The 24,380-nt window shown below is 70.8% G+C and carries 25 protein-coding genes; 4 read left to right on the top strand and 21 right to left on the bottom strand.

Translation table 11 applies throughout. From position 1 onward, the window contains the following. Positions 1 to 42 precede the first annotated feature (42 nt). The 10 genes from HD593_RS19025 to HD593_RS18980 all read right to left on the bottom strand — a co-directional run bounded on the left by HD593_RS19025 (position 43) and on the right by HD593_RS18980 (position 11,794). Positions 43 to 1,641 (bottom strand): ABC-F family ATP-binding cassette domain-containing protein, encoded by a 1,599-nt coding sequence (locus tag HD593_RS19025; RefSeq protein WP_185103415.1) that lies wholly within the window; start codon positions 1,639 to 1,641, stop codon positions 43 to 45. A gap of 114 nt (positions 1,642 to 1,755) precedes the next feature. After that, a complete protein-coding gene (locus HD593_RS19020; RefSeq protein ID WP_185103414.1) occupies positions 1,756 to 4,332 on the bottom strand; it encodes an exo-rhamnogalacturonan lyase family protein in 2,577 nt (858 codons plus the stop codon). Continuing rightward, the gene (locus tag HD593_RS19015) at positions 4,329 to 4,952 is read right to left on the bottom strand and encodes a rhamnogalacturonan acetylesterase (protein WP_312903548.1); all 624 of its coding nucleotides are present in this window, start codon (positions 4,950 to 4,952) and stop codon (positions 4,329 to 4,331) included. The genes HD593_RS19020 and HD593_RS19015 overlap by 4 nt, the downstream gene beginning before the upstream one ends. Then, entirely contained in the window at positions 4,949 to 5,860 is a 912-nt protein-coding gene (locus tag HD593_RS19010) for a carbohydrate ABC transporter permease (protein WP_185103413.1), read from the bottom strand. Before HD593_RS19010 ends, HD593_RS19015 begins: the two co-directional genes overlap by 4 nt. Before the next feature lie 11 nt (positions 5,861 to 5,871). Then, positions 5,872 to 6,849, bottom strand: a complete 978-nt coding sequence (locus tag HD593_RS19005; RefSeq protein ID WP_185103412.1) for an ABC transporter permease — start codon at positions 6,847 to 6,849, stop codon at positions 5,872 to 5,874. Between the two features lie 62 nt (positions 6,850 to 6,911). Beyond that, positions 6,912 to 8,348 carry an extracellular solute-binding protein gene (locus tag HD593_RS19000; RefSeq protein WP_221524826.1) on the bottom strand — a complete coding sequence of 479 codons (1,437 nt, stop codon included), beginning with the start codon at positions 8,346 to 8,348 and terminating at the stop codon, positions 6,912 to 6,914. 119 nt (positions 8,349 to 8,467) lie between these two features. Next, positions 8,468 to 9,097, bottom strand: a complete 630-nt coding sequence (locus HD593_RS18995; RefSeq protein ID WP_246546638.1) for a YesL family protein — start codon at positions 9,095 to 9,097, stop codon at positions 8,468 to 8,470. A 123-nt stretch (positions 9,098 to 9,220) separates the two neighbouring features. Further along, entirely contained in the window at positions 9,221 to 9,877 is a 657-nt protein-coding gene (locus tag HD593_RS18990; RefSeq protein ID WP_221524825.1) for a DUF1961 family protein, read from the bottom strand. A gap of 160 nt (positions 9,878 to 10,037) precedes the next feature. Further along, positions 10,038 to 11,057 carry a LacI family DNA-binding transcriptional regulator gene (locus HD593_RS18985; RefSeq protein WP_185103410.1) on the bottom strand — a complete coding sequence of 340 codons (1,020 nt, stop codon included), beginning with the start codon at positions 11,055 to 11,057 and terminating at the stop codon, positions 10,038 to 10,040. A gap of 158 nt (positions 11,058 to 11,215) precedes the next feature. Further along, entirely contained in the window at positions 11,216 to 11,794 is a 579-nt protein-coding gene (locus HD593_RS18980; protein ID WP_185103409.1) for a TetR/AcrR family transcriptional regulator, read from the bottom strand. An 88-nt stretch (positions 11,795 to 11,882) separates the two neighbouring features. Between HD593_RS18980 and HD593_RS18975 the strand changes: the two genes are divergently transcribed. Next, the gene (locus HD593_RS18975) at positions 11,883 to 12,701 is read left to right on the top strand and encodes an NAD(P)H-binding protein (protein WP_185103408.1); all 819 of its coding nucleotides are present in this window, start codon (positions 11,883 to 11,885) and stop codon (positions 12,699 to 12,701) included. Between the two features lie 108 nt (positions 12,702 to 12,809). On the opposite strand, the gene HD593_RS18970 is transcribed toward HD593_RS18975, so the two are convergent. Further along, positions 12,810 to 13,466: an acVLRF1 family peptidyl-tRNA hydrolase gene (locus HD593_RS18970; RefSeq protein WP_185103407.1), complete on the bottom strand. Its 657-nt coding sequence runs from the start codon at positions 13,464 to 13,466 to the stop codon at positions 12,810 to 12,812. 130 nt (positions 13,467 to 13,596) lie between these two features. Here HD593_RS18970 and HD593_RS18965 point away from each other — a divergent pair, with 130 nt between their 5' ends. From HD593_RS18965 to HD593_RS18955, 3 genes are read left to right on the top strand one after another with little or no spacing between them, the layout of a single operon-like run. Next, positions 13,597 to 14,622 carry an EAL domain-containing protein gene (locus HD593_RS18965; RefSeq protein ID WP_312903547.1) on the top strand — a complete coding sequence of 342 codons (1,026 nt, stop codon included), beginning with the start codon at positions 13,597 to 13,599 and terminating at the stop codon, positions 14,620 to 14,622. A gap of 54 nt (positions 14,623 to 14,676) precedes the next feature. Further along, positions 14,677 to 15,963 carry an aminotransferase class V-fold PLP-dependent enzyme gene (locus HD593_RS18960; protein ID WP_185103406.1) on the top strand — a complete coding sequence of 429 codons (1,287 nt, stop codon included), beginning with the start codon at positions 14,677 to 14,679 and terminating at the stop codon, positions 15,961 to 15,963. Next, positions 15,960 to 16,745, top strand: coding sequence for an endonuclease/exonuclease/phosphatase family protein (locus tag HD593_RS18955; protein ID WP_185103405.1), 786 nt, complete (start codon positions 15,960 to 15,962; stop codon positions 16,743 to 16,745). The genes HD593_RS18960 and HD593_RS18955 overlap by 4 nt, the downstream gene beginning before the upstream one ends. A gap of 39 nt (positions 16,746 to 16,784) precedes the next feature. Here the strand turns inward: HD593_RS18955 and HD593_RS18950 are convergent, their stop codons facing one another. The 10 genes from HD593_RS18950 to sufU form a co-directional block, all read right to left on the bottom strand. Then, positions 16,785 to 17,390, bottom strand: a complete 606-nt coding sequence (locus tag HD593_RS18950; protein WP_185103404.1) for a response regulator transcription factor — start codon at positions 17,388 to 17,390, stop codon at positions 16,785 to 16,787. Further along, a complete protein-coding gene (locus HD593_RS18945; protein WP_185103403.1) occupies positions 17,387 to 17,536 on the bottom strand; it encodes a hypothetical protein in 150 nt (49 codons plus the stop codon). Before HD593_RS18945 ends, HD593_RS18950 begins: the two co-directional genes overlap by 4 nt. Before the next feature lie 4 nt (positions 17,537 to 17,540). Then, positions 17,541 to 18,164, bottom strand: coding sequence for an ATP-binding cassette domain-containing protein (locus HD593_RS18940; RefSeq protein WP_246546634.1), 624 nt, complete (start codon positions 18,162 to 18,164; stop codon positions 17,541 to 17,543). 70 nt (positions 18,165 to 18,234) lie between these two features. Continuing rightward, positions 18,235 to 18,777, bottom strand: a complete 543-nt coding sequence (locus HD593_RS18935) for a carbonic anhydrase (protein WP_185103402.1) — start codon at positions 18,775 to 18,777, stop codon at positions 18,235 to 18,237. A gap of 85 nt (positions 18,778 to 18,862) precedes the next feature. Continuing rightward, positions 18,863 to 19,708: an ATP phosphoribosyltransferase gene (gene hisG, locus HD593_RS18930; protein ID WP_185103401.1), complete on the bottom strand. Its 846-nt coding sequence runs from the start codon at positions 19,706 to 19,708 to the stop codon at positions 18,863 to 18,865. A gap of 62 nt (positions 19,709 to 19,770) precedes the next feature. Further along, the gene (locus tag HD593_RS18925; protein WP_185103400.1) at positions 19,771 to 20,034 is read right to left on the bottom strand and encodes a phosphoribosyl-ATP diphosphatase; all 264 of its coding nucleotides are present in this window, start codon (positions 20,032 to 20,034) and stop codon (positions 19,771 to 19,773) included. Between the two features lie 100 nt (positions 20,035 to 20,134). Beyond that, the gene (locus HD593_RS18920; RefSeq protein ID WP_185103399.1) at positions 20,135 to 21,097 is read right to left on the bottom strand and encodes an acetylxylan esterase; all 963 of its coding nucleotides are present in this window, start codon (positions 21,095 to 21,097) and stop codon (positions 20,135 to 20,137) included. Positions 21,098 to 21,304: 207 nt separating this feature from the next. Beyond that, entirely contained in the window at positions 21,305 to 23,269 is a 1,965-nt protein-coding gene (locus HD593_RS18915; RefSeq protein WP_221524824.1) for a DEAD/DEAH box helicase, read from the bottom strand. Between the two features lie 313 nt (positions 23,270 to 23,582). Continuing rightward, entirely contained in the window at positions 23,583 to 23,942 is a 360-nt protein-coding gene (locus HD593_RS18910) for a metal-sulfur cluster assembly factor (RefSeq protein ID WP_185103398.1), read from the bottom strand. Continuing rightward, on the bottom strand, positions 23,939 to 24,379 hold the full coding sequence (gene sufU / locus HD593_RS18905) for a Fe-S cluster assembly sulfur transfer protein SufU (protein ID WP_185103397.1): 441 nt from the start codon (positions 24,377 to 24,379) through the stop codon (positions 23,939 to 23,941). Before sufU ends, HD593_RS18910 begins: the two co-directional genes overlap by 4 nt. Between the last annotated feature and the right edge of the window lies 1 nt (position 24,380).

The raw sequence follows: 24,380 nt of genomic DNA, 5'->3' as shown, positions 1-24,380 counted from the left end.
ACCTACTCCACGGGAAAAGATCCGTACCCACTCAAATTAAGATCAGGCAAGTGCCACAAGATCGGAAAATTCGTCGCTCCACGCGTCTTCAGTTCCGTCAGGTAGCAAGATCACCCTATCCGGTGACAGGGCGTCAACGGCACCCTCGTCATGTGTGACTAGGACGATTGCTCCTGAATACGACCTCAGAGCGTTGAGAACCTGCTCGCGACTGACCGGATCGAGGTTGTTCGTGGGCTCGTCGAGAAGGAGGACATTGGCACTGGAGAGAACCAAGATCGCTAGTGCGAGCCTGGTCTTCTCGCCACCGGACAGGACGCCGGCGGGCTTGTCGACATCGTCACCGGTGAACAGGAACGAGCCGAGCACCTTGCGCAACTCGGTGTCGGTGAATTCGCCGCCGGCCGAACGCATGTTCTCCAGAAGCGTACGATCGGCGTCGAGCGTCTCGTGCTCCTGGGCGTAGTAACCGACCTTGAGACCGTGGCCCGGCTTGATCGCTCCGGTGTCGGGCTGCTCCAGGCCGCCGAGAATGCGCAGCAGAGTGGTCTTGCCGGCGCCGTTCAGGCCCAGGATGACGACCCGGTGACCTCGGTCGATGGCCACGTTGACGTCGGTGAAGACCTCCAGCGACCCGTACGACTTGGACAGCTCCTCGGCCATGAGCGGGGTGCGCCCGCACGGCTGCGGCTCGGGGAAGCGCAGCCGCGCCACCTTGTCGCTCTGCCGCTCCTCCTCGGTGCCGGCCAGCAGCCGGTGCGCCCGGCGCATCATGTCCTGGGCGGCCTTGGCCTTGGTGGCCTTGGCGCGCATCTTGTCGGCCTGCGCCAGCAGCGCGCCGGCCTGCTTCTCGGCGTTGGCCCGCTCCCGCTTCCTGCGCTTCTCGTCGGTCTCGCGCTGGGCCAGGTACGCCTTCCAGCCGACGTTGTAGTGATCGATCACCGCCCGGTTGGCGTCCAGGTGCAGCACCTTGTTGACCGTGGCTTCAAGAAGGCCGACGTCGTGGCTGATGATCACCAAGCCACCTTGATGACTGCGCAAAAAATCGCGAAGCCACCCGATTGAGTCCGCATCTAGGTGGTTTGTGGGCTCGTCGAGAAGGAGAGTTTCCGCCCCGCTGAAAAGAATTCGCGCCAATTCCACGCGCCTGCGCTGGCCTCCGGAAAGCGTTTGCAACGGCTGTCCCAGCACCCGGTCGGGCAGGCCCAGGCTGGAGGCGATGGAGGCGGCCTCCGACTCGGCGGCGTACCCGCCCAGCACATGCATCTGATCTTCGAGCCGGCCGTACCGCCTGACGGCCTTCTCCCGGGTGCGGTCGTCGGCGGAGGACATGCCGAGCTCGGCCTCGCGCAGCTTGCGGATGACCTCGTCGAGCCCGCGCGCCGACAGGATGCGGTCGCGGGCGAGCACCTGCAGGTCACCGGTGCGCGGATCCTGCGGCAGGTAGCCCACACTGCCGGTGGTGGTGACCGTGCCGGCGGCGGGGATGCCCTCACCCGCCAGCACCTTGGTCAGCGTCGTCTTGCCCGCGCCGTTGCGGCCGACGAGCCCGATCTTGTCGCCGGGATTGACCCGGAACGAGGCCTTCTCGATGAGCAGGCGCGCGCCCGCGCGCAGCTCTATATCATTAGCGATGATCATGGTGACCGGTAACACTCCCGAGCTAGGAAACGAGGATTGGGCGTGCTGCCGCCGGTCAATCGGGAGTATGCATACCGATCAGTGTAGGGCTCCCAGCGGGAGCCCCACCTCTTGTCAACCATTCGTCAGATGTTCGCCGATCAGCACCAGGTTGTGAATGGCGGCCAGGCCGTACTGCGCGGCGCTGTTGGTGCTCACGAACGGCGCCTCGTGCACCGGGTGCGGCACCTCGGGCCCGTCCACCAGGGTCAGCTCCCACTTCTCCTGATGTTGCAGCGGGTTACGGTTGAGCTGGTCGCCCTCGCCCAGGCGGAACTTGCGCCAGGCCCACGCGGCCAGCTCGGCGTCCCCGGTGCGGGCGGCCGCGTACGCCGTGAGCCGGCTGTGCGCCTGGATCAGCGAGATCCCGCTCAGCCGCTGCCCCACCTCGGCCTCCTGCTGCTCGGGCGGCGCCAGGTAGAGCCGGCAGTACTCCAGCCACGCCTCCTCGAACCCGGGCACGCCCAGGTCGAGCGCGATCAGCTCCGCGCACATCTCCGGCAGCCCGAACAGCGACGACAGGTGCGAGATGGAGATCTGATCGCGGGAGGTGTCGAAGCGCCCGGTCTCCAGGTCGAGGCGGCCCTCGCCCGTCAGGAAGCGGCGCGGCATCGCGCCGATGTCGGCCATCGTGCCGAGCAGCCGGTCCCTGGCGCGCTCGTCGCCGTGCCGCTCCCACCGGGTCAGCCAGGCCGCCGCCAGCGAGCCCCAGTCGGTGCCGAGCCCGACCGACAGCGCGGACGGGTCGGGGCTGTAGACGTCCTCGCGGACCTTGCGCAGCGGGTCGATCGCCAGGAACGTCTCCTCGGGCACGCTGAGCTCGTCCATGAGGTCGCCGGTGCGCTCGTCGGCCGTCAGGTAGTAGTAGAAGCGCCGGTAGGCGGCGTTGGAGATGCGCAGCTGCTTGCAGCTGCAGCCCCAGTGCTGCACGTTGTGGCGGCTGCCCAGGCCCTTCCACCTGCCGAGGTGGTAGACGTCCACCTCGCCGGTGTGGCGGGTCATGGACTCGGCGAAGCGGAAGACGTCGGCGCGGCCGGTGCGCAGGAACTGCAGCCACAGCCACAGGTCGGGTGACAGCTCCGAGTTGTCCCAGGCGTAGCCGCCGACGTCGTAGCGCCAGGTGTGGCGGTCGCCGTCGTAGGTGTGCATGACGTCGCCGTAGTCCCAGAACCCGTACCAGCGGCGTTGCTCGCGCTCGCGCACGTACAGGTCGAAGAGGAAGTCGAGGCGGTCCTCGATCTCGGCGCGCGCGGGCGTGGAGCGGTCGGGCAGGCCCCACACGCCGAACACGCCCGCCTCGCGCACCCGCTCGGGGCTCGCGACCAGCAGCGCGGGCTCGTTCATGGCGGCGGCGTGCGCGGCCAGCTCGTGCGCGGCGGGCGTGGTGTCGTGGGCGCGCAGGCTCAGCTCGTGCGTACGGGCGATGCCGCGCGGGTCGCCGAACCCGGGCTCGTAGTCCTCGTAGGTGATCTCCAGGCCCTCGAGCTGCTCCTCGAAGGTGTCCTGGCCCAGGCCGTCGTGGTAGAAGCGCAGGTCCATGGCCGGGGCGGACGGCGACCACAGCCAGACGGTGACGGTGGCGAGGTCGGTGGCCGCGTTCCTGATGTCCAGGCGGGTGGGGTGCAGGCGCCAGAAGTCGCGCAGCCCGAAGCCGAGCCCGCCGCTGACGCCGCCGACGTAGCCGTAGCCCTGCGAGCGGGCGCCGGCCGGGATCGTCACCCAGGCGTGGCCGTCCTTGGTGCGCTTGCGCAGCGTGTAGCCGTCGGCGGAGGTCTGGTCGAGGGTGTGGTCGTTCCAGGCGGGGATGAGGTGCAGGCGGCTCGCCACCTCGGGGTCGAGCTCGCCGGCCGGGCGGCCCTCGACCTGGGCGCGGCGTGCGGCCTCGCCGGGGTCGCGGCGCAGGCCGGTGAGCCCGCGTACGGCCTCGGTCAGGAAACCCTCGCCGCCGGCCAGGCGCACGTGCCGGTCGTGGAGCTCGTCGCGCATGACGACGTCGGCGCGCAGGCCGAGGCCGGCCAGGAAGTCGCGCTCGGGGTCGCCGTCCCAGACGAAGGTGTGCAGGACGCGCACGTGCTCGGCGCCGGCGTAGAAGTACAGGCGCACGGTGAACGGCAGCCAGTCGCCGTGCCTGCCCTCCAGCCGGACGACGGCGCGCAGGGGTCCTTCCTGCTCGACCGTGACGCTCTCGACCAGGCCCTCGGCCTGCTCGCGGGCGACGTGGCCGCCCTCGTCGGGGGTGGGCCCGTCCTGGCGGAGGCTGACCAGGCGCACGTCCCTGGCGATCTCGCGGCTCCCGCGCGAGATCGACCTGGCCACCGCGCCGCCGCCGATCGTCCAGGTGACCACGCCCGTGCTCACCACCAGCTCGCGGCCCTCGTGGGTGACGGTGACGGCGGTGCCGGGCGCGGCGGGCTCGCCGCCGGGCTGGAGCCGGTACCGCTCCGCGGCGGGCCGGGCGCCGATGGCGTGCGCCGTCCACTTGGCGGAGCCGTCCGGCCAGGTGGCGGTCACCCAGCTCTGCACCGGCACCTCGCGGCCGTCGCCGCCGGTCAGCGCGAACGGCGTGCCGGGCTCGACCGTGCCGCGCGGCCACGGGACTCCCCAGGTCACCCCCTGGTCTCCCGGCCGGTCCAGCCACCGCAGGTCTGTCATGCGATCTCCTTCAGTCGCTCGGCGACGATGGCGGCCACCTCGTCGGCGCCGCGGAAGCAGAAGTGGGTGTCGTCGGCCACGCCGTCCGGGTAGAGCGGATGGGTGCCGGGCGGGAAGTGGGTGAACAGGGCCTTCGAGCCCTCGGGGCCGAGGCGCTCGTACAGCTCGGTGGTGGCGCGGGTCAGGTCGATGAGCGGCACGTCCTCGGCGGCGGCCAGCTCGCGCACGCGGTCGGGGTAGTCGCCGTGCGTGGGCACCAGCCGCCCGCCGTCGAACCTGCGGCGCTGCACCGGCGTGCACAGCACCCCGAGCGCGCCCGCCCCGCGCGCCTCCTCGACGAAGGCGCGCAGGTTCTCCCGGTACGGCAGTCCGGGCTCCTTCTGGTCGTTGTGCCCGAACTGGATCACCACGACGTCGCCGGGCGAGGTCTCGCGCAGCAGCGCCGCCCACAGGCCCTCGGCGCGGTGGCTGGCCGTGGTGGCGCCGCCCTTGGCGAGGTTGCGCACCGGGCCGCCGACGTACGATCCGAGCTGCGCGCCCCATCCGGACATCGGCGCTTCGAAGGCCGGGCAGGAGGCGACCGTCGAGTCCCCCGCCAGCAGCACGGTGCGCGTGCTCACTCCTTGACGCCCCCGATCAGCACGCCCTTGGCGAAGTGCTTCTGCAGGAACGGGTAGAAGAACAGGATCGGCAGCGTCGCGATCACGATGATCGCGAACTTCACCCCCTGCTCCGGCGGCACCCAGGTGCGGTCCATCTGCGACAGGGCGGCCGCGGGATCGGTGGCGATGAGCTGGCGGACGAGGATCTGCAGCGTCCACTTGTTGGAATCGGTGATGTACAGCAGCGGCGACATGTAGTCGTTCCAGATCGCCACCGCGTAGAACAGCGAGAACGTCGCGATGATCGGCTTGGACAGCGGAAGGACGATCTTGAAGAAGACGCCCATCTCGTTGCAGCCGTCGATCCTGGCCGCCTCCTCCAGCGCCTGCGGCAGCTCCTGGAAGAAGCTCTTGACGATGATCAGGTAGAACGGGTTGATCGCCAGCGGCAGGATCAGCGCCCAGTAGCTGTCGAGCAGCCCCAGGTCGCGCACCACCAGGTAGGTGGGGATCATGCCGCCGGAGAACACCATCGTGAAGATGACCAGGTTCAGCACCAGGGTGCGGCCCGGCAGGTACCGCTTGGCCAGCGGGTAGGCCATGGTGAAGGTCAGCATCACCTGCACCACCATGCCGACCGCGGTCACGACGACGGTCGTGAGCAGGGAGCGGATGAAGGTGGGGGTGGCGAAGATGTACTCGTACGCCTCGGTGACGATCTTCTCCGGCCACAGGAAGAAGGGCCTGGAGGCGATCTCCGGCTCGCTGGAGAACGAGGCGGCCAGCACGTACAGCAGCGGCAGCACCGTGATCAGCGCCAGGCCGACGAGCGCGACCACGTTCAGGGTGTCGAAGACGCGGCTGCCGGCGGAGCTGTTGTTGTTGACCGCGAGCTGCTTGGGCTTGGTCTCAGTCATAGTGGTCATGCCGGGGCCCCCTAGAACAGTCCCCGCTGGCCCATGCGCTTGGCCAGCCAGTTGGAGCCGAAGATCAGGATGACGCCGGCCACGCCCTTGAACAGGCCGACGGCGGTGGAGTAGCTGAAGTTCCCGTTCTGGACACCCGCGTAGTACACGTAGGTGTCGAACACCTCGGCGACCTCGCGGTTGAGCGACGTGGTCATCAGCCAGATCTGCTCGAAGCCGGAGTCCAGCAGGTTGCCGGAGGCGAGGATGGCCATGACGACGACCGTCGGGCGGATCGCGGGCAGCGTGACGTGCCACATCTGGCGGAAGCGGCCGGCGCCGTCCATGCGGGCGGCCTCGTACAGGTTGGGGTCCACGCCGGCCAGCGCGGCCAGGTAGATGATCGTGCCCCAGCCCGTCATCTTCCACAGCTGCTGCAGGATGACGATCTCGCGGAACCACTGCTCCTGCGCCATGTAGTCGACCTTCGTGGTGTCGCCCAGGAGGTCGCGCATCCAGGCGGCGATCACGCCGAAGTCGGCCGCGAACAGCACGTACGTCAGCGCCGCGACGATGGTCCACGACAGGAAGTGCGGGATGTAGATCAGCGACTGGATCGAGCGCTTGAGGATGTTGACGCGCAGCTCGTTCAGCATCAGCGCGACGATGACCGGCGCGGTGAAGACGAACAGGATGTGCAGTGCCGCCAGGATCAGCGTGTTGGCCAGCAGCCGGGCGAAGTCGGGCCCGGAGAAGAGCTGCTCGAAGTGCTTGAGGCCGACCCAGGGGCTGCCCGAGTAGCCGAGGAAGGGCAGGTAGTCCTGGAACGCGATCGTCACGCCGTACATCGGCAGGTACTTGAAGATCACGAAGTAGGCGACGCCCGGGAGGAGCATCAGGTAGAGCCAGCGGTAACGCAGCACCGCCGTGCCCAGCGGGACCTTGTCGGCCCGTTTCGGCTTCTTCGCCTTGGGCGCCGCCTTCGGAGGCGTCGCCAGGTCGGTGGCCACAGCGGCCTCCTTTCATGTGAGGGGCCCGGAGGGCATCCGGGCCCCTCAGGCGGGGGGTCGTACTACTTGGGCAGCTTGGCGAGCAGGTCGTTGACCTCGGTGATGATCTGGTCGCCGCCGCCGGCGTGCCACTTCTGGATCTCGGCCTTCAGGCCCGCCTCGTCGATCGCGCCCGAGAGGAACTTGACCCGCGCGTCACCGATGATCTTGTCGATCTGCGGGCCCTTCTCGATCTGCGTGGGAGCCACGACGGGCAGCGCGGCGTTGTGCACCGCCGTCTTGAGGTCCTCCTCCACCAGCTGCTTCTGCTTGGCGATGATGTCCCGGTACGGCTGCCCCGGCGGGATGCGCTGGTAGGCGATGCCGCCGATGTCCATCGTGCCCTTGGTGCTGAGCTGGGTGAACGCGTCGTCCACGTTGTCCTGGACGGTCCTGACCGCGGGGTCGTCCACGTTGATCAGCGTGGCGGTGTCGCCGTTCTCGACCTTGAAGTTGCGGCCCTCGATGCCGTTCTGCAGCAGGACCTGGCCCTCCTTGGTGGCCAGCTTGTCCAGCGTCTTCAGCACGTTGTCCAGCTCGGCCTCGGTGCGCACGCTCTGCTTGGAGATGGCCAGGGAGTCGGCGTAGCCGGTGAACGGGTAGGAGAACTTCTTGCCGTCGGAGCGCGCGAGGTTGCCGACCATGGTGACCTTGTCACCGTAGTTCTGGTCGCCGTCCTCCCTGAACAGGTCGAGGACCTGGCGGGAGCGGATGTTGACGTCGATGATCATGCCACCGCGGCCATGGAAGAACGGCTCGTTCCACTTGGCGGTGTCGAGGGTGGCGAAGTCGGGGTTGATCAGGCCCTCGTCGACCATCTTCTTGAGGAACTTGTTGGCCTCGATGAACTCGGGGGTGTCGAAGCCGGGCACGACCTTGCCGTCGCGCTCGCCCCAGCCGGTCGGGGCGCCGAACCAGGTCTCGACCACGTCGTACGGGCTGGCGCTGGCGTAGGAGCTGGACGGCCACTTCGGGATGATGAGGCCGTAGGTGTCCTTCTTGCCGTTGCCGTCGGGGTCCTTCTCGGTGAAGGCCTTGGCGACCTCGTAGAACTCGTCGATCGTCGTCGGCTCCTTGAGGCCGACCTTTTCCAGCCAGTCCTTGCGGATCACGACCGCCGAGCGCAGCAGGGGCCGCATGCGGTAGAGGCCGTAGATCTTGCCGTTGACGGAGGCGTTGAGCGCGGTCCGCTCGTCCGCCGGCTTGAGGTTCGGATACTTGTCGAGCTTGTCGGTCAGGTCCCAGAACGCCCCGGCCTGCGCGGACTTCACGAACGCGGGCATCTTCGGGTCCACGACCACGACCTGCGGAATGCTGTCCGAGGCCAGCGTGACGTTCATCTTCTCGGTGTACTCGGCGTTGGGGACCCAGGTGACCCTGATCTTCTTGCCGAGGAACTTCTCGATGGCCTGCTGCAGCTCACCGGTGGGCTCGGGCGCGGTGCCGAACAGCTTCGCCATGAACGTGATCGTGTTCGGGTCGGACGCGGGCGCATCTCCACCGCCGGAGCAGGCCGAGGCGGTGAGAGCAGCCGTTAGCGTTAACACACCAGCGAGAAGCCGCCGGCGACGGGATGCGCTCATGAGTTCCCTTTCGAAAGCAGGTGCGCCTCGTTCTCCTGGAAGAAGCGCTGGCAGAGCCACGTGTTGAGATAGATCCACGCGCCGAAGCTGATCAGCGGCGCCAGGATGGGCAGCGCCGAGGTCGCGTAGGCGATGGCCGAGAGCGCTAGCAGCAGGATCACGGACGAGGCCGGACGCAGCAGCGCCAGTTGCGCCGCCTTGGGCCAGTAGGCCCGCAGCGGCAGGTCGTAGTGCGCGTAGAGCGGCCCTACGTACGCCCCCACACCCGCCAGCACGATCAGGGCCACGAAGCTCGCGATCCGCAGCGCCCCCATGCCGGGTCCCAGGGCGGAGAAGTAGAGGTAGTTGCCGACCAGCACGATGGCGACGAGCACCGCCGGCAGGACCAGCAACGAAGCCCGGACGAACTCCCGTCGGTAGACGGTCCAGAATTCCTTCCAGGCGTGAAACGTTTCATTCCGGGCATGCCTCCGAGCCAGGGTGTAGGCGGCTACGGTAGCGGGCCCGAGCCCGAGAATCACGCCTCCCGCGAGGGTGAACACGAGCCAGATCAGGTTCAGGCGGGCCGCCCAGATGACCTCTGAGCAGGCAGCTTGAATCCTGATCGACATGGCGGGATGGTTCATCCGGCACCACCTTCTCGTGGCATGTGCACGGATACGGGGGTGGAGTATTGCACCGTGGTTCCTGCCCAGTTACAAGCGAGTGAACGGCGGTTGGTGCGAAATTAGTGTTGAATCGACTCAAAGTCAATGACGAGATACCCGGAGATTTGCGTACTCTCCGATCAGCGGAGCCATCTGCCGGAACCCGACCTTGCCTCCTGCCAGGGCAGGGCCCCCGATCGACCCGTCATCCTGCCAGCGGAACGAGACCAAATCGTTGATTGAGAACGTCACCGCTCCCCCCTTGACGTCGATCCTAATCGCGTAGGGGCCGTCGGCGTCCATCACGCCCGGCAGCGGATCCGCACCCTGGGCGACCAGGTGGAAGCCGTGGCTCTTGCGCAGGTTGCAGGTGTGGAGGGCACGCTCCGACGGCCACATCCGGCGGAAGTAGGAGACGTGGTAGGCGTCGATGTCGCCGTGGTGGTACTGGTCGTAGGGGCCGTTGCGCGGGGCCAGGGCCGGATCGAACAGGTCCTCGCCGGCCCTTCCTCGCGCGTGAAAGAACATGATCGCCAGCCCTGGCTCCCTGACGGGCCAGAAGTCCCACTCGACGCGGATGTCCGGCGGAAAGTCCTCCGGGCACCAGAGGACCAGGTTGGCGGCCTGCCCCTCGGCCGCCGGTCTGAGGCTTTCCAGCCGGAGCCTGCCCTGGGGGAAGGACATGGCCCCGTCGCCCTCCATGCGGAAGCCGGCGAGGTCCTGTGGGGCGGAGAGATGGTTGGTGTAGAGAACTTCCATGAAGTACTCCTTCTGAGCTGCGGAAACGAGGGCAGCCCACATGCCGGGCACGCCGGCCCGGCGAATCGTGCGCATGACGAGGCCGCCGGCGCACCACGGCACGCCCGCGCGTGCGGTCCCATGCCGGCGGCGAAGAAATCCTCGGGCGGAAATATCCGGTTCAGGCGTCGCGACGCAGCGCGCTGGATTCCCGGATCACCAGGTCAGGCTGGAAGATGACCTGCCGATGCCGATGCTGCTCAGGCTCGGCCACCTCCTCCAGCAACAGATCGATCGCGGTCCGCCCCAGCAACTCCCGGGGCTGCCGGATCGAGGACAGCGGCACGGCCGCCGCGGCCGCGAAGTCGATGTCGTCGTACCCGATGATCGCCAGATCCTCGGGCACCCGCAGCCCGTGCGAGGCCATGGCCTGTAAAAATCCCAGCGCCATCATGTCGTTCGCGCAGAACGCGGCGGTGGGCCGCTCGCCGGGAGGCAGGGCGGCCACGCGTTCCCCGATCGCCCGCCCCTCGGCCACGGTGAGCGTGTGCGCGCTGGAGGTGAGCAGTTCGACGGCACCGTCGGCGGCCGCGACGGCGCTGGTCACGCCCGCGTGCCGGTCGGCCACCTGTTTGATGGACATCGGCCCGCCGACGAACATGATCCGCCGGTGCCCGCGTTCGATGAGGTGGGCGCCGGCGATCTGCCCGCCCAGCCGGTCGTCGACGGCGACCGAGCACTGCAGCCCGGTCGCGGGGCTGTCGACCAGGACGACGGGGGTGCCGCGGGCGATCAGCTCCTCCACCCACGGGCTCTCCATCTCGACGGGGGTGATCAGTATGCCCATCACCCGCTGCTGTTCGAGCTGGTCGAGGTGGCGGCGTTCGCGGCCGGGGTCGCCGGCGCTGTTGCAGAGCACCACCATCGAGTCGTGGTCGTCGGCCACGGATTCCGCGCCCTGGGCCACGTCCACGAAGAACGGGTTGGACACGTCGAGCACGACGAGCCCGACCGTCCTGCTGCGGCCCACCCGCAGGTGGCGGGCCACCTCATTGCGGACGAAGCCAAGTTTCTTGATCGCTTCGAAGACGCGTTCGCGTGTGGCGGGGGACACGATCTCCGGGCGGTTGAGCACATTGCTCACCGTTCCCACTGAGACGCGCGCCAGCTGCGCGACCTCCTTGATGTTCCTGGTCGCCATCGATCCTCACGAGGCCGTGCTGCTGAAAGAACGGGATCCACTGATAAAGCGCAGGACCCGTTGCGTACGGCGAACCGCCAACTGCGGTTCACCGTGAACTCCGGCTCATCATAGCGGCATTCAAGATTCTTTTGAATCGTCTCAAAGACTCGGGGTGGTCACGCTCCGGAAGGCGTGGCCGCGCCGGACTTCATGCCGTCGAGCATCAGACGCAGGTATCGCCCCGGGTCGGCGGCCACCGGCGCGGGGAGTTGCTCCGGGTGACAGGTGAAGACGTTGAGCAGGTGAATCAGATCCTCCACGCCGACGTCGGGCCGCATGGAGCCCTCTTCCTGCGCCTGCCGTACGAGCCCGGCGAACCGTTCCACCCAGCCCGCCCGCACCCGCGCGAACTCCTCCCGGTCGACGATCGCCTCCTCCGGCAGCACGGCCAGCGCGGTGGACAGCGCGGCGCGACCCGGCTCGGCGGCCCAGGAGACGAAGTCCCAGATGGCGCTCCAGGCGTCGGCGGAGCCGCCCGCGGCGCGGTCCAGCGCCTGCGCCATCGTGTGGACGTAGTGGTCGCCGACGGCCGCGATCAGCGCGTTGCGGTCGGGGAAACGGCGGTAGAGCGTGCCGATGCCGACGCCGGCGCGCTTGGCGATGGCCTCCATGGGGGCGTTGACGCCGCGCTCGGCGACGACCTCCGCGGCCGCCTCGACGATCTTGCTCAGGTTCCGCCTGGCATCCGCGCGCACGTACGACCTCCAAGTGGACGATCAGGTTCCGCTTAGTGTACCGTCCAGGCAACCGGAATCCGAGATTCCACTTAGCGGGAGGACTCCCATGATCGTGATCACCGGTGCCACCGGCAACATCGGCCGGGCCCTCGTCCGGCGGCTGCACGGCCACGACCCGCTCGCCGTCGTCCGCCGCCCCGCTGAGGACCTGGGCGGCCCGTACGCGATGGCAGACTTCGACGAGCCGGAGACGATCGGCCGGCTGCTCTCCCCCGGCGACCGGCTCTTCCTCAACAGCGGGATCTGGCCCGGCTTCGTCGGCGCCCACCGTGCCGTCATCGACCTGGCCGCCGCGGCGGGCGTCGCGCAGATCGTCGCGGTGTCGGTACGCGACGCCGCCCCCGGCGCCAGGCTCGGCATGGGCCTGCACGGCCAGGCCGACGCCCACCTCAGGAAGTCGGGCGTCCCGTACGCGATCCTCCAGCCCACCGGCTTCATGCAGACCCTGCCGCGCGACGTCCGCGACGGCACCATGTACGGCTCGTACGGCTCCGCGGCGGTGAACTACATCGACACCCGCGACCTCGCCGACGTGGCCGCCGCCCTGCTGACCAGCCCTGTCGGCCCCGATCGCGAGTACCTGCCGACCGGCCCGGCGTCCCTGTCGCACGAGCGGATCGCCGCGGAGATCGGCAGGGCCATCGGCCGCGAGATCCGGTACGTGAACCTGTCCGTCGCGGAGATGACCGCCCACCTGGAACGCCAGGGCGTCCCGCAGCCGTTCGCGGGCGAGCTGGCCGAGCTCCAGGCCGAGACGGGGAACGGCGGCTGGGCGCCGACCACGACGGTGGTCGCGGAGCTCACCGGCCACGAGCCCCGCACCTGGCAGGACTTCCTCACCGACCACAAGGACGCGTTCGCCTGACCCCGGACCGCGCCCGGGCGGGATCGCCTGTCCCCCGACCGAGCCCGGGCGGAAGCGCCTGACCCCCCGGACCACGCCCAGGCGGAATCGCCTGTTCCCCGACCGAGCTCAGGCGGGATCGACGATGCGGACGCGTACCGCCCTGAACAGCGCGGGCGTGTCACGCAGCACCGCCAGCCGGGGGTCAGGCACCACCAGGAAGGGCTCGGTCTCCAGCGCCAGCAGCGGCGCCAGCCGCCGGTCCGGCCGCAGCGCGTCCATCGCCCTGCGGTCGCCGCCGAGCACCACCCCGTCCAGGTCCTCCAGGTACGGCGCCACCACCCGCACCGCGGTCTCCACCGCGTCGTCGAACGCCTGGGCCGCCTGGTTCCTGCGCCGCCTGGCGTAGCGCTGCTGCGACCACCCGCCGGCCGCCGTACGCCCCCGCACCAGCCGCGACCCCACCTTGGACGCCACCAGCGAGCCGCCGTGGAAGATCCCCGCGGCGTACCCGCCGAGCCGTACCAGGAACACCCCGACCCGCCGCTCGCGGCCGGCGTGCGCGACGAGCCTGGTCACGTGCGGCGGCCCCGGCGGCGTCATGGGCGGGAACGGCACGTGCAGCTCGGCCACCGCGCCGTCACCGGCCAGCAGCCGCACGACCCGCTCGTCCCCGCTCGCCGAGAAGGGCCCGTGACGCCCGGCGAACCCGTCGATCCACGGATGCAGGCGCTCCGGCGGCACGGTGACCCACCGCCCGCCGCCCCTCGCCGGACGCGCGCTCATGCCCGCAGGCTAGCGGACCCCCGCCCGGCATCCCCGCCGCCCCCTCCCACGCGGGAACCAAAGCGGAAATGTCGGTAAATTTTGTTTCGCGGGGCTTCTGGTGCGGCTGTGGCAGGAGCACCATCTGTACGTGTCCTCCCTGCTCACGAGTCCCCTGGTGGATCTCGACACCGGGGCCGTCATCGCGCACCCCGCCATCGTGGACGCGAACGGCGGCCTCCGCGCCGCGCCGCTGCCCATGGTGCTCGAACTGCCTGTTCACGTGGTGCTGTCGGGCGCCGGCGCCCTGGCGCCCCTGCACGAGGCGCTGAGAAGGGCGGGCAGGCATCCGCGCGAGGCGATCCTGCTGCTCTCTGGACCGTGCCACGAGCAGGACAGGCCGCTGCTCAAGGTGGGCCTCGACGGCCTGCGCACGATCGGTTACCTGCTCGGGTTCGCCGACGTGGGCACCGCGGGCGCGGCCCTGGACCTGGTCGCCGACTCCTCCCCGTACCTGCTGGCCCTCGCCCCGGACGTGGTGACGCGCATCCCCGGCGACCACCGGGCGATCGCGGTGGCACGGGCGGTGGTGACGCTGGCGCGCGGCATCGGCGCGCACGTCATGGCGCCGGGCGTGGAGCGCGAGGCGCAGGTGGCCACGGTCCGCGGCCTGGGCGTGCGCCTGGCGCACGGGCCGCTGCTGGCGCCCGGCCCGGACGGCAAGGTACGGGTGCCGCTGCCGATCGCCGACGAGTCCCCCGCCTCGGTCATGCTCGGCCCGCGCGTCCAGGAGCTGCTGCTCCCGGCCGTGACGCTGCCGGCGGAGGCGAAGGCGGAGGAGGCCGTGGCGGCGTTCGGTCACGAGCCGACGATCACCAGCGTGATCCTGGTGGACGAGTTCCAGCGCCCCAAGGGCAGCCTGGACCGCAGCCGGTTCCTGCTGTCGTTCGCGGCCCGCTACGGGCACGCGCTGCACGGCTCGAAGCCGGCGCAGCGGCTGGCCGACCCGCCGCGTACGGTGCCGCGCACCACCCCGGCCATCGCCGCCATGCAGGCCGCCGGCCGGGACTCGGCCCGCGTCTACGACGACCTCGTGGTCACCGACGAGCTGAACCGCTGCCTGGGCATCGTCCGCGTCTCCGACCTGATCAGGCAGGTCGCCGCGATCAGAGGCTGACGTCCGCGGGACGCGAGGCATGGCGGACGCGCCCGGGCGGGTAGGAAGCGGAGCATGCTGAACAGACGCGCCCTGCTCGGCGCCGGGCTGCTCGCCGGCGTGCCGGCCGCGGCGTCGGCGTGCACCGCCGAGTCCCCGCCGCCCAGGAGCTTCGACCCGGCCGACTGGGCCTCGGTGCGTTCCCAGTTCACGCTCGACCCGGCGTACGCGCAGTTCGCCGCGTTCGTCCTGGCCCCCGCACCGGCGCAGGTGCGGGAGGCGATCAGGACGCACCGCGACGCGCTGGACGCCGACCCCGAGTACACGCCGCCCGGCGGCGGCTCCCCCGACCAGACCGTACGCGAGGCCGCCGCCCGCTACCTGGGCACCGAGCCGGGCACGATCGCGCTGACCGACAGCACCACGATGGGCCTGGCGCTGCTCTACTCCGGCCTGGTCCTGCGCCCCGGCCAGGACGTGCTGACCACCGAGCACGACTTCCTGGCCACCCACGAGGGCCTGCGGCTGCTGGCGGGACGCACGGGCGCCAAGGTGCGCAGGGTCAGACTGTACGACGACCCGGCCCGCGCCACGGCCGACCGCATGGTCTCGGCGATCAAGGACGGCCTCGGCCCGCGCACCCGCGTGGTCGCCGTCACCTGGGTGCACTCCAGCACCGGCGTGCGCGTGCCGGTCCGCGAGATCGCCGGCATGCTGGCCGAGGCGAACAAGGGCCGCGCCGCGCACGACAGGGCGCTGCTGTGCGTGGACGGGGTGCACGGGTTCGGCGCGATGGCCGACGGCGTGGCGGACCTGGGCTGCGACTTCCTGGCCAGCGGCACGCACAAGTGGCTGTTCGGGCCGCGCGGCACCGGCATCGTGTGGGGCCGCGCCTGGGAAGCGGTGGCCCCGATCGTGCCCAGCTTCAGCCAGGCCGCCTTCGACGCCTGGCAGAACGGCGGCTCCCCCGGCGCCTCCACGGCCGAGCTGGTCACCCCGGGCGGGTACAAGGCGTTCGAGCACCGGTGGGCGATGCCACAGGCGTTCGCGTTCATGACGGCGATCGGCAAGGACCGGGTGCGGGCGCGCACGCAGGAGCTGGCCACCCGGCTGAAGGCGGGCCTGGCCGGGATCCCGCACGTCAGGCTCGCCACCCCCACGGCTCCCGACCTGTCGGCGGGGCTGGTGTGCTGCTCGGTGGCCGGCATGGAGCCGTTCGAGGCGGTGGAGCGGCTGCGGGAGCGCAAGGTGATCGCGAGCGTGACACCGTACAACCCCTCGCTGCTGCGCTTCGGCACGAGTATCGTGACGGGCCCCGAGCAGGTGGATCAGGCGGTCAAGGCGGTGGAGGGGCTGGGATGAACGGGGCGGAGCCGTACGGGCCGCTGATCGGCACCGGCGTGCGCGTGCTGACCTGGAACGTGTGGGGCGAGGAGGGCCCGTACGCCGAGCGGGCGGCGCGGATCGAGAAGGTGGTGCGCGACCTGTCGCCCGACGTGGTGGCGTTACAGGAGTGGGCCGGCCAGCGGCTGGGCTACGAGCACGCGGCGACGCTTCCGGCGCGGGCTCCGGTGACGGTGCTGTCCCGCTGGCCGATCGTCCGGCAGGAGGACCGGCTGCTGCCGGGCGGGCCCCCGCCGCAGGAGAAGGGCGGCGTGCTGCCGGGCCGCGCGCTGTTCTGCGAGCTGGACGGGCCGCGCGGGCCGTTACAGGTGTTCAGCGTGATGATCGGGGCCTACCGGCTGGGCGACTCGCAGGCCCGGCAGGAGCAGGTGCGGGCGCTGGCCGCGTTCGTGCGGGAGGTGACCTCCCGCCGGCATCCCACGCTGGTGTGCGGCGACTTCAACGCGCCGCCCGACAGCGACGAGATGCGGATGCTGACCGGCCGCGCCGCCACCCCCGTGCCGGGGCTGGTGTTCTACGACGCGTGGGAGGTCGCGGGCGACGGCGGCCCCGGCTGCACCTGGAGCAACGCCAACCCGTGGGCGCGGCCCGCCCTGTATCCCGACCGGCGCTTCGACTACGTGCTCAGCGCCTGGCCGAGGGCGGGCGGCGCGGGGCATCCGGTGCGCTGCGAGGTGGTGGGCGACGGCCCCGAGCCCGGCTCCGACCACTACGGGGTGCTGGCGGAGCTGCGCTACTGACCTACAAGGCACCTACTGACCTACAAGGCGCCTACTGGCCTACAACCAGCCCTGGGCCTTTGCCCGCCGCACGGCCTCGATGCGGTTGCGCGCGTGCGTCTTCTGGATGGCGGACGACAGGTAGTTGCGCACGGTGCCCTCCGACAGGTGCAGCGCCGCCGCGATGTCCCCGATCGTCGAGCCGTCCGCCGCCGCGGCGAGCACGTCCCGCTCGCGACCGGACAGCGGGTTGGGCCCCGCGCTCAGCGCCGCCGCGGCCAGCGCCGGGTCGATGACCCGCTCCCCCGCCTGCACCCGCCGGATGGCCGCCGCCAGCTCCCTGGCCGGGCTGTCCTTGACCAGGAACGCCACCGCGCCCGCCTCCATCGCCGTACGCAGGTAACCGGGCCGCCCGAACGTCGTCAGGATCATCACCCGGCATCCGGGCACCCGCTCGGTGATCCGCGCGCAGGCGGTGAGGCCGTCCGTGCCGGGCATCTCGATGTCGAGCAGCGCCACGTCCGGCCGGGTCTCGGCCGCCACGGTCAGCGCCTCGTCGCCGTTCGCGGCCTCGCCGACGACCTCGATGTCCGGTTCGAGGCCCAGCAGGGAGGCCAGCGCGCCACGTACCATGCCCTGGTCCTCGGCCAGGATCACCCGGATCACGCGGGCACCCGCACGCTCAGCCGGTGGCCGCCGCCGGGCCTCGGGCCCGCCGTGACCGTGCCGCCCGCGCCCGTCACCCGCTCGCTCAGCCCGCGCAGCCCGCTGCCCTGCTCGTACGGCCGCCCGCCGCCGTCACCGTCGTCCATGATCTCAAGGATGGCGATGCCGCCCTCGTACGTCATCCTGATCTCGCACCGCCGGGCCCGCGCGTGGCGTACGACGTTGGTGGTGCCCTCGCGCACGCCCCACGCGAACAGGCCGTCGAGCGGCTCGGGCAGCGGCGTGCCCGCCAGCCGGACCTCGGCGTGCACCCCGGCCGCCCGCAGCACGGCCCCGCGGCGCGCCCGCGATCGCCAGGGCGAACCTGACCCGCTGCGTCTGCCCGCCGGACAGCTTGTTCGCCCGCCGCCCGGCGAGGCCGGTCAGGTCGGCCAGGGAGAGGACCTCGTCCAGGGCGAGCGGGCGCGGGTAGAGGCCGCGGACCAGGTCCACGGTCTCCTTGACGGTCAGTTCCGGGATGAGCGCGCCGTCCTGCAGCATGGCGCCCACCTCGCCGGCCGCGACAGCCCTGGCCGGGGCACGCCCGTTGACGGCGATCGTGCCCCGGCTGGGCCGCAGGAGGCCGAGCAGCAGGTTGATGGAGGTCGACTTGCCCGCCCCGTTGGGGCCGAGCAGGGCCACGGTCGTGCCGGGCTCGATGGTGAGGGAGAGGTCGTCCACGGCGAGCACGTCCCCGTAGTGCTTGCTGACGTGGTCGAACCGGATACCGTTCATGTCCTGAACGCTAGGGCGGGGCCCGTGCCCCGCAGCAGTGCGTTCCCTCCGCTTCTGGCGGTGACATTTGTCAGCTCACGCGGCTCACCAGCCCGGTGTCCAGACTGTAGTAGGCGCCGATGACGGTGGCGCTGCCGTGCAGGAGGGGGTCGGCTCTCAGGCGCGAGACGGTCCGGCGGATGTGGGCGTGGACCATGGGCTCGACCCGGCCGTTGGCGGTGGCGTAGGCGGGCTCGAGCGCGGCGACGATGGCGGGCAGCTCTCCGGGCAGGACGACCCGCCTGCGTAACGCGCGGGCGGCCGCCGTGACCGCGCCGCAGCGCTGGTGCCCGAGGACGACGACGAGGCTGGCCCGCAGATCCTGCGGGCCGTACTGGACGGCGGCGGTGACGAGGGAGTCGAGGGTGTGGGCGGCGGTGCGGACGACCAGCAGGTCGCCGAGGCCGACGTCGAAGACCACTTCGGGCGGCACCCGGGAGTCGATGCACGAGAGCACGACCGCCCGGGGCTCCTGCCCGGAGGCGACCTGCCTCCGGCGTCGCGGGTCCTGGTGCGGGTGGGCGGACTTGCCCGCCGCCCAGCGCCGGTTGCCCTGTTCGAGTAAGAACCACATGTGCCTGGCACAACCACGCCAGGCGACCGCTTCGTTACGCACGGTTCGGATATGCCCGCCGGTCTCGTGACCTAGCGGGCAGATCTCACAGGCGGCAGGCGTAGATGTCGGTGACCAGGATGGCCCTTGCGCCGATGTCCCAGAGCTGATCCATCACCTGCTGGTGGCCCTTGCGCCGGACCATGGCACGCACGGCGACCCAGCCCTCGCGGTGCAGCGGCGAGACCGTGGGGCCCTCCATGCCGGGCGTCAGGGCGATGGCCTCCTCGATGCGCTCGGCGCGGATGTCGTAGTCCATCATGACGTAGTCGCGGGCCTGCACGACGCCCTGGAAGCGGCGGACGAGCTGGCCGACGCCCGGCGTGTCGGGCGCGCTCTGCCGCCTGATCAGCACGGCCTCCGACTTCATGATCGGGTCGCCGAACACCTCCAGGCCGACGTTGCGCAGCGTGGTGCCGGTCTCGACGACGTCGGCCACGGCGTCGGCCACGCCGAGCCTGATGGCCGTCTCGACGGCCCCGTCGAGCTTGATCACGCGGGCGTCGACGCCCTGGTCGGAGAGGTACTTGTCGAGCAGGCCGGCGTAGGAGGTGGCGATGCGCCTGCCGTCGAGGTCGTGCACCGACGACATCGTGCCGGCCGCGGCGGCCAGCCTGAAGGTGGAGGCGCCGAAGCCGAGCGACATGATCTCCTCGACCGGCGCGCCGGAGTCGATCAGCATGTCCCTGCCGGTGATGCCCACGTCGAGGGTGCCCTCGCCGACGTAGACCGCGATGTCGCGGGGCCGCAGGAAGAACAGCTCCCAGCCGTTGGCGTCGTCGACGACGACGAGCTCCTTGCTGTCCCTGCGGGACCGGTAGCCGGCCTCCTTCAGCATGGCTTGGGCGGCCTCGCTGAGCGAGCCCTTGTTGGGTACTGCCAGACGCAGCATGTCTCAGGTCCTTACGTGTGTCTGCCTTCCGCTATCTCTGGTGGCGGGCGCACCGTGGCGCCCTAGAGATGCTTGTAGACCTGGTCGAGCCCGATGCCTTTGGCGATCATCAGCACCTGCACGTGGTAGAGGAGCTGGGAGATCTCCTCAGCGGCCCTGTCGTCTGACTCGTACTCGGCGGCCATCCAGCTCTCGGCGGCCTCCTCGACGACCTTCTTGCCGATGGCATGGACGCCGGCGTCGAGCGCGGCCACGGTGCCCGAGCCCGCGGGCCGGGTGGCGGCTTTCTCTGACAGCTCGGCGAACAGCTCTTCGAAGGTCTTCATGGTCTCTCTCGTCGGTCGGATGACGTGCCTGTTAAGCCTAGTCTGCGTCATGGGGTGGCGCCGCCCGGCGTCCGCCACGCGAGACGGCGCCATCGGCTGTTCACCCCAGCGCCTTCTTCGCTCTGGCCACCCGCTCCATGACATGCGCCGACTCGCCGCCCTCGTGCCCGTTGTACGGGTACACCCTGATGTCCTTCTCGCCCGCGTAGTGGTTGTAGGCGGCGAACACCGTGGACGGCGGCGTGACCCCGTCCTGCAGCCCGACGGAGAACAGCGCGGGCGTGCGGGCCCTGGCGGCGAAGTTCACCCCGTCGAAGTAGGCCAGCGTCTCGAAGACCCGCTCCACCTGGTCCTTGAACGCCCGGCAGTAGGCCGCGAGCTCCGCGTACGGGTACTCGGGCGTGATCTGCGTGGCGTGCCTGATGTGGCACATGAACGGCACGTCCAGCAGCGCGCAGGCCAGATCGGGCACCAGCGCCGACACGGCCAGCGCGATCGCCCCGCCCTGGCTGGCGCCGCCGACGGCGACCGGCCCGATCCCCGGATGCGCCCTGGCGGCCTCGACCGCGCGCACGGCGTCGGTGTAGAGCCGCCGGTAGTAGTAGGCGGCGGGGTCGTGGATGCCGCTGGTCATGACGCCCGGCGTCTGCGGGCCCGTGCCGGGGTACGGGTCCGCGGTGTCCCCGCGCCGCCACCCGCCGGCGCCCTGGCCGCGGCTGTCCATGGCGAGCACGGCGTACCCGAAGCTGGGCCACAGCAGCCAGTCGACCGGCAGCCCGCGCCCGCCGCCGTACCCCTGGTACTCGACCACGCACGGCACCGGCGCCGTGGCGTGGCGCGGCAGCAGCAGCCAGCCCTTGATGGGGTGCCCGCCGAACCCGGCGAACGTCACGTCGAACACCTCGGCCACGGTCAGGCCGGTCGGGAAGGGGGTGAACTCGGGGGCGAGGTCGTGGGCGCGGGCCTCGGCGAGCGTCCGCCGCCAGAAGCCGTCGAAGTCGGCGGGCTCGGCCCGCTCGGGACGGTACTCGCGCAGTTGCGGCAGGGGCAGGTCGACGAACATGGGGGGCTCCTCACAGAACAGGTGCTCCACACGGTACGCGTTCGTTTCCCGATCCCCAGCGGCCGTTCCCGATCCTCAGCGCCGTTCCCGATCTCCAGCCGCCGTTCCCGGTCTCCTGCGGCCGATCCCGATCTGCCGCGCCCGAAAACGGCGCTGCCCGCCGCACCATCACGGGTGCGGCGGGCAGGGCAGCGGTGGAACGGCCGGTCAGCGCTCGAAGCGGCGGCCGGAGTTGCGGCGGAAGCCGCCGTTGCCGCGCTCGTCCGAGCGGCCGCCACCGGTGCGGTAGCCGTCACGGGCCGGGCGGTCACCGGCCGGGCGGTCACCGGCGCGGAACCCGTCGCGGGCGGGACGGTCGCCGGAGCGGAACCCGTCGCGCGCCGGGCGGTCGTCGGCGCGGAAGCCGCGGTCACGGTCGCCCGAGAACGGGCGGCCACGGTCGGAGTTGTAGCGGGGACCACGGTCGCCGCCACGGTCGTCCTGGCGGAAGGGACGGTCGTCGGAGCGATAGCCTCCGCGCCCCCTGCCGTCACGGCGGCGGTCGTCGCCGAACGTGCGCGGCTCCTGCGTGCGCCCGAACGGCCGCTCGCCCTCGCCGTGCCTGCGCGGGCGACGGTCGTCACCGGCGGCGAACGGGCGGTCCCCGTCCTCGTGCCGGCGCGGCCGGCGGTCCTCACCGGCAGGGCTGAACGGACGGTCGCCGTCCTCGTGCCGGCGCGGGCGACGGTCGTCACCAGCGGCGAACGGGCGGTCCCCGTCCTCATGCCTGCGCGGGCGACGGTCGTCGAACGAGCGGTCGCCGTCGTCGTGGCGGCGCGGGCGGCGCTCGCCGTCGAAGTCGCGGCGGCCCCGGCGCCCGCGGCGCTCGGACGTGCCGCCGCCGTCACGGCGCGGACGCAGCGGCTTGCGGACGTCCGGCTCCCACACGGGGATGGCCTCGCCGCTCGGCACGCGGGCCCCGGTCACCTCGGCGACCCTGGGGTGGCCGGGCGTGGCCTTCAGGCGGAACGGGTGGATCCCGGCGCGGCGGGTGAGCGCGTCGGTCGAGCGGCGCTCGTTCGGCAGCACCAGCGTGACGACCGTGCCCTTCTCGCCGGCGCGGGCCGTGCGGCCGCCCCTGTGCAGGTAGCTCTTGTGGTCCTGCGGCGGGTCGACGTGCAGCACCAGGCTGATGTTGTCGACGTGGATGCCGCGGGCCGCGACGTCCGTGCAGACCAGCACGTTGATGGAGCCCTCGCGGAACTCCGACAGGATGCGGGTGCGCTGGTTCTGGCGCTTGCCGCCGTGCAGGCCGCCCGCCTTGACGCCGACCCTGGCCAGCTGCTTGCACAGCCGGTCCACGCCGTGCTGGGTGCGGACGAAGATGATGGTACGGCCCTCGCGGTTGGCGATCTCGGCCGTGACGTCGAACTTGTCGTCGCGCGTCACCTGCATCACGTGGTGCTCCATGGTGTCGACCGGCGAGGTTGCCGGGGCCACGGAGTGCGTGATCGGGTCCTTGAGGAAGCGCTGCACCAGCTTGTCGACGTCGCCGTCGAGCGTGGCGGAGAACAGCAGCCGCTGCCCGTCGGCCGGCGTCTGCGCGAGCAGGTCGGTGACGACGGGGAAGAAGCCGAGGTCGCACATGTGGTCGGCCTCGTCGAGCACGCTCACCTCGACGTCGCCGAGCGAGCACTCACCCTGCCTGATCAGGTCGCCGAGGCGGCCCGGGGTGGCGATGACGACGTCCACGCCGCGCCGCAGCGCCTCGATCTGCTTGCCCATGGACATGCCGCCGACGACGACCTTCATGCGCAGGCCGAGGCCGCGGCCGAGGGGCTCGAGGGCGTCGTGCACCTGGAGGGCGAGCTCACGGGTGGGGACGAGGATCATCGCGCGGGGATGCCCGGGGGCGGGCCTCACGCCGGCGATGCGGGCCATGGTGGGCAGGCCGAACGCGAGCGTCTTGCCGGAGCCGGTCTGGCCGCGGCCGAGCACGTCGTTGCCGGCGAGCACGTCGGGGATCGTCGCGCTCTGAATGGGGAACGGGCTGTCGAAGCCCAGCTTGGCCAGCCCGTTGACGAGCGGCTTGGGCAGGCCGAGCAGCTCGAACTCGGACGGGCCCGGCTCGCCGGCGGGGGTTTCCGCAGCCGCGGAGGTGTCGCCGAGCGTGGGCATGACAGCGTCAAGCATGGTCACGAAAGTCGTGCCTTTCCGTCGAAGTGGCGCGTCACTTCTGCGAAAGGACGAGCCAGGGCGTACGACCCCGGAGGCCGCACGAGGTTTCAAGGGCACCCGCCGCTATGAGGGCGGGGTGAAGATGAGGGGGGACACACCCGGGGCACCGGCCGCAGGCGATGCGAGACGCGTGATGAGACGTCAGGTGTTCCTGTAACTCAACGCCGGGGATGTTATCGGATATTCCTCGGCGATGGGTCCGGACTTTCCGAAACCCGCAAGCATGCTAAACCCCTGACGTTTACCGCCAGGGGTGACAGCAGAAAGATCAGACGTTAAAGCCTAGCATACGGAGCTGCTCGCGCCCCTCGTCGGTGATCTTGTCGGGGCCCCATGGCGGCAGCCAGACCCAGTTGATCTTCACGTCGGAGACCATGCCGTCCAGCGCCGAGTGCGCCTGGTCCTCGATCACGTCGGTCAGCGGGCAGGCCGCGCTGGTCAGCGTCATGTCGATGGTGCACACGGGCTGCCCGCCGTCGGCGGGGTCGAGGTTGAGCCCGTAGACCAGGCCCAGGTCCACGACGTTGATGCCGAGCTCCGGGTCCACGACATCCTTGAGCGCCTCCATGACCTCGTCGACGGTCGTGTCACCGTCGTAGCCGGTAGGCGTCTCCGTCGGCTTGCTCATTGGCCAGCACTCCTCACAACAGCGTCTTTATAGGCCATCCACGAAAGCAACGCACATTTAACGCGTGCCGGGAACTTGGCCACGCCCGCGAACGCGACCGCGTCGCCGAGGACGTCCTCGTCGGCCTCCACCTGTCCCCTGCCCTGCATCAGCCGGGTGAACTCGTCGACGACCGAGAGCGTCTCGTCCACCGTGGAGCCGGTGGCCAGCTCGTGCAGCACCGAGGCGGCGGCCTGGCTGATCGAGCAGCCCTGCCCCTCGTAGGACACGTCCAGGATCTTGCCGGCGTCGCCCACCTTGACCCTGAGCGTGATCTCGTCGCCGCACGTCGGGTTCACGTGGTGAACCTCGGCGTCGTACGGCTCGCGCAGCCCCCGCCCCTGCGGGTGCTTGTAGTGCTCCAGGATCAGCTCCTGGTACATCGACTCGCCGATCATG

The sequence above is a fragment of the Nonomuraea rubra genome (assembly GCF_014207985.1).
GTDB classification, from domain to species: Bacteria; Actinomycetota; Actinomycetes; order Streptosporangiales; family Streptosporangiaceae; genus Nonomuraea; species Nonomuraea rubra.
Note: the sequence above shows the minus strand (reverse complement) of the source record. Positions and strands in the feature narration are given on the sequence as shown.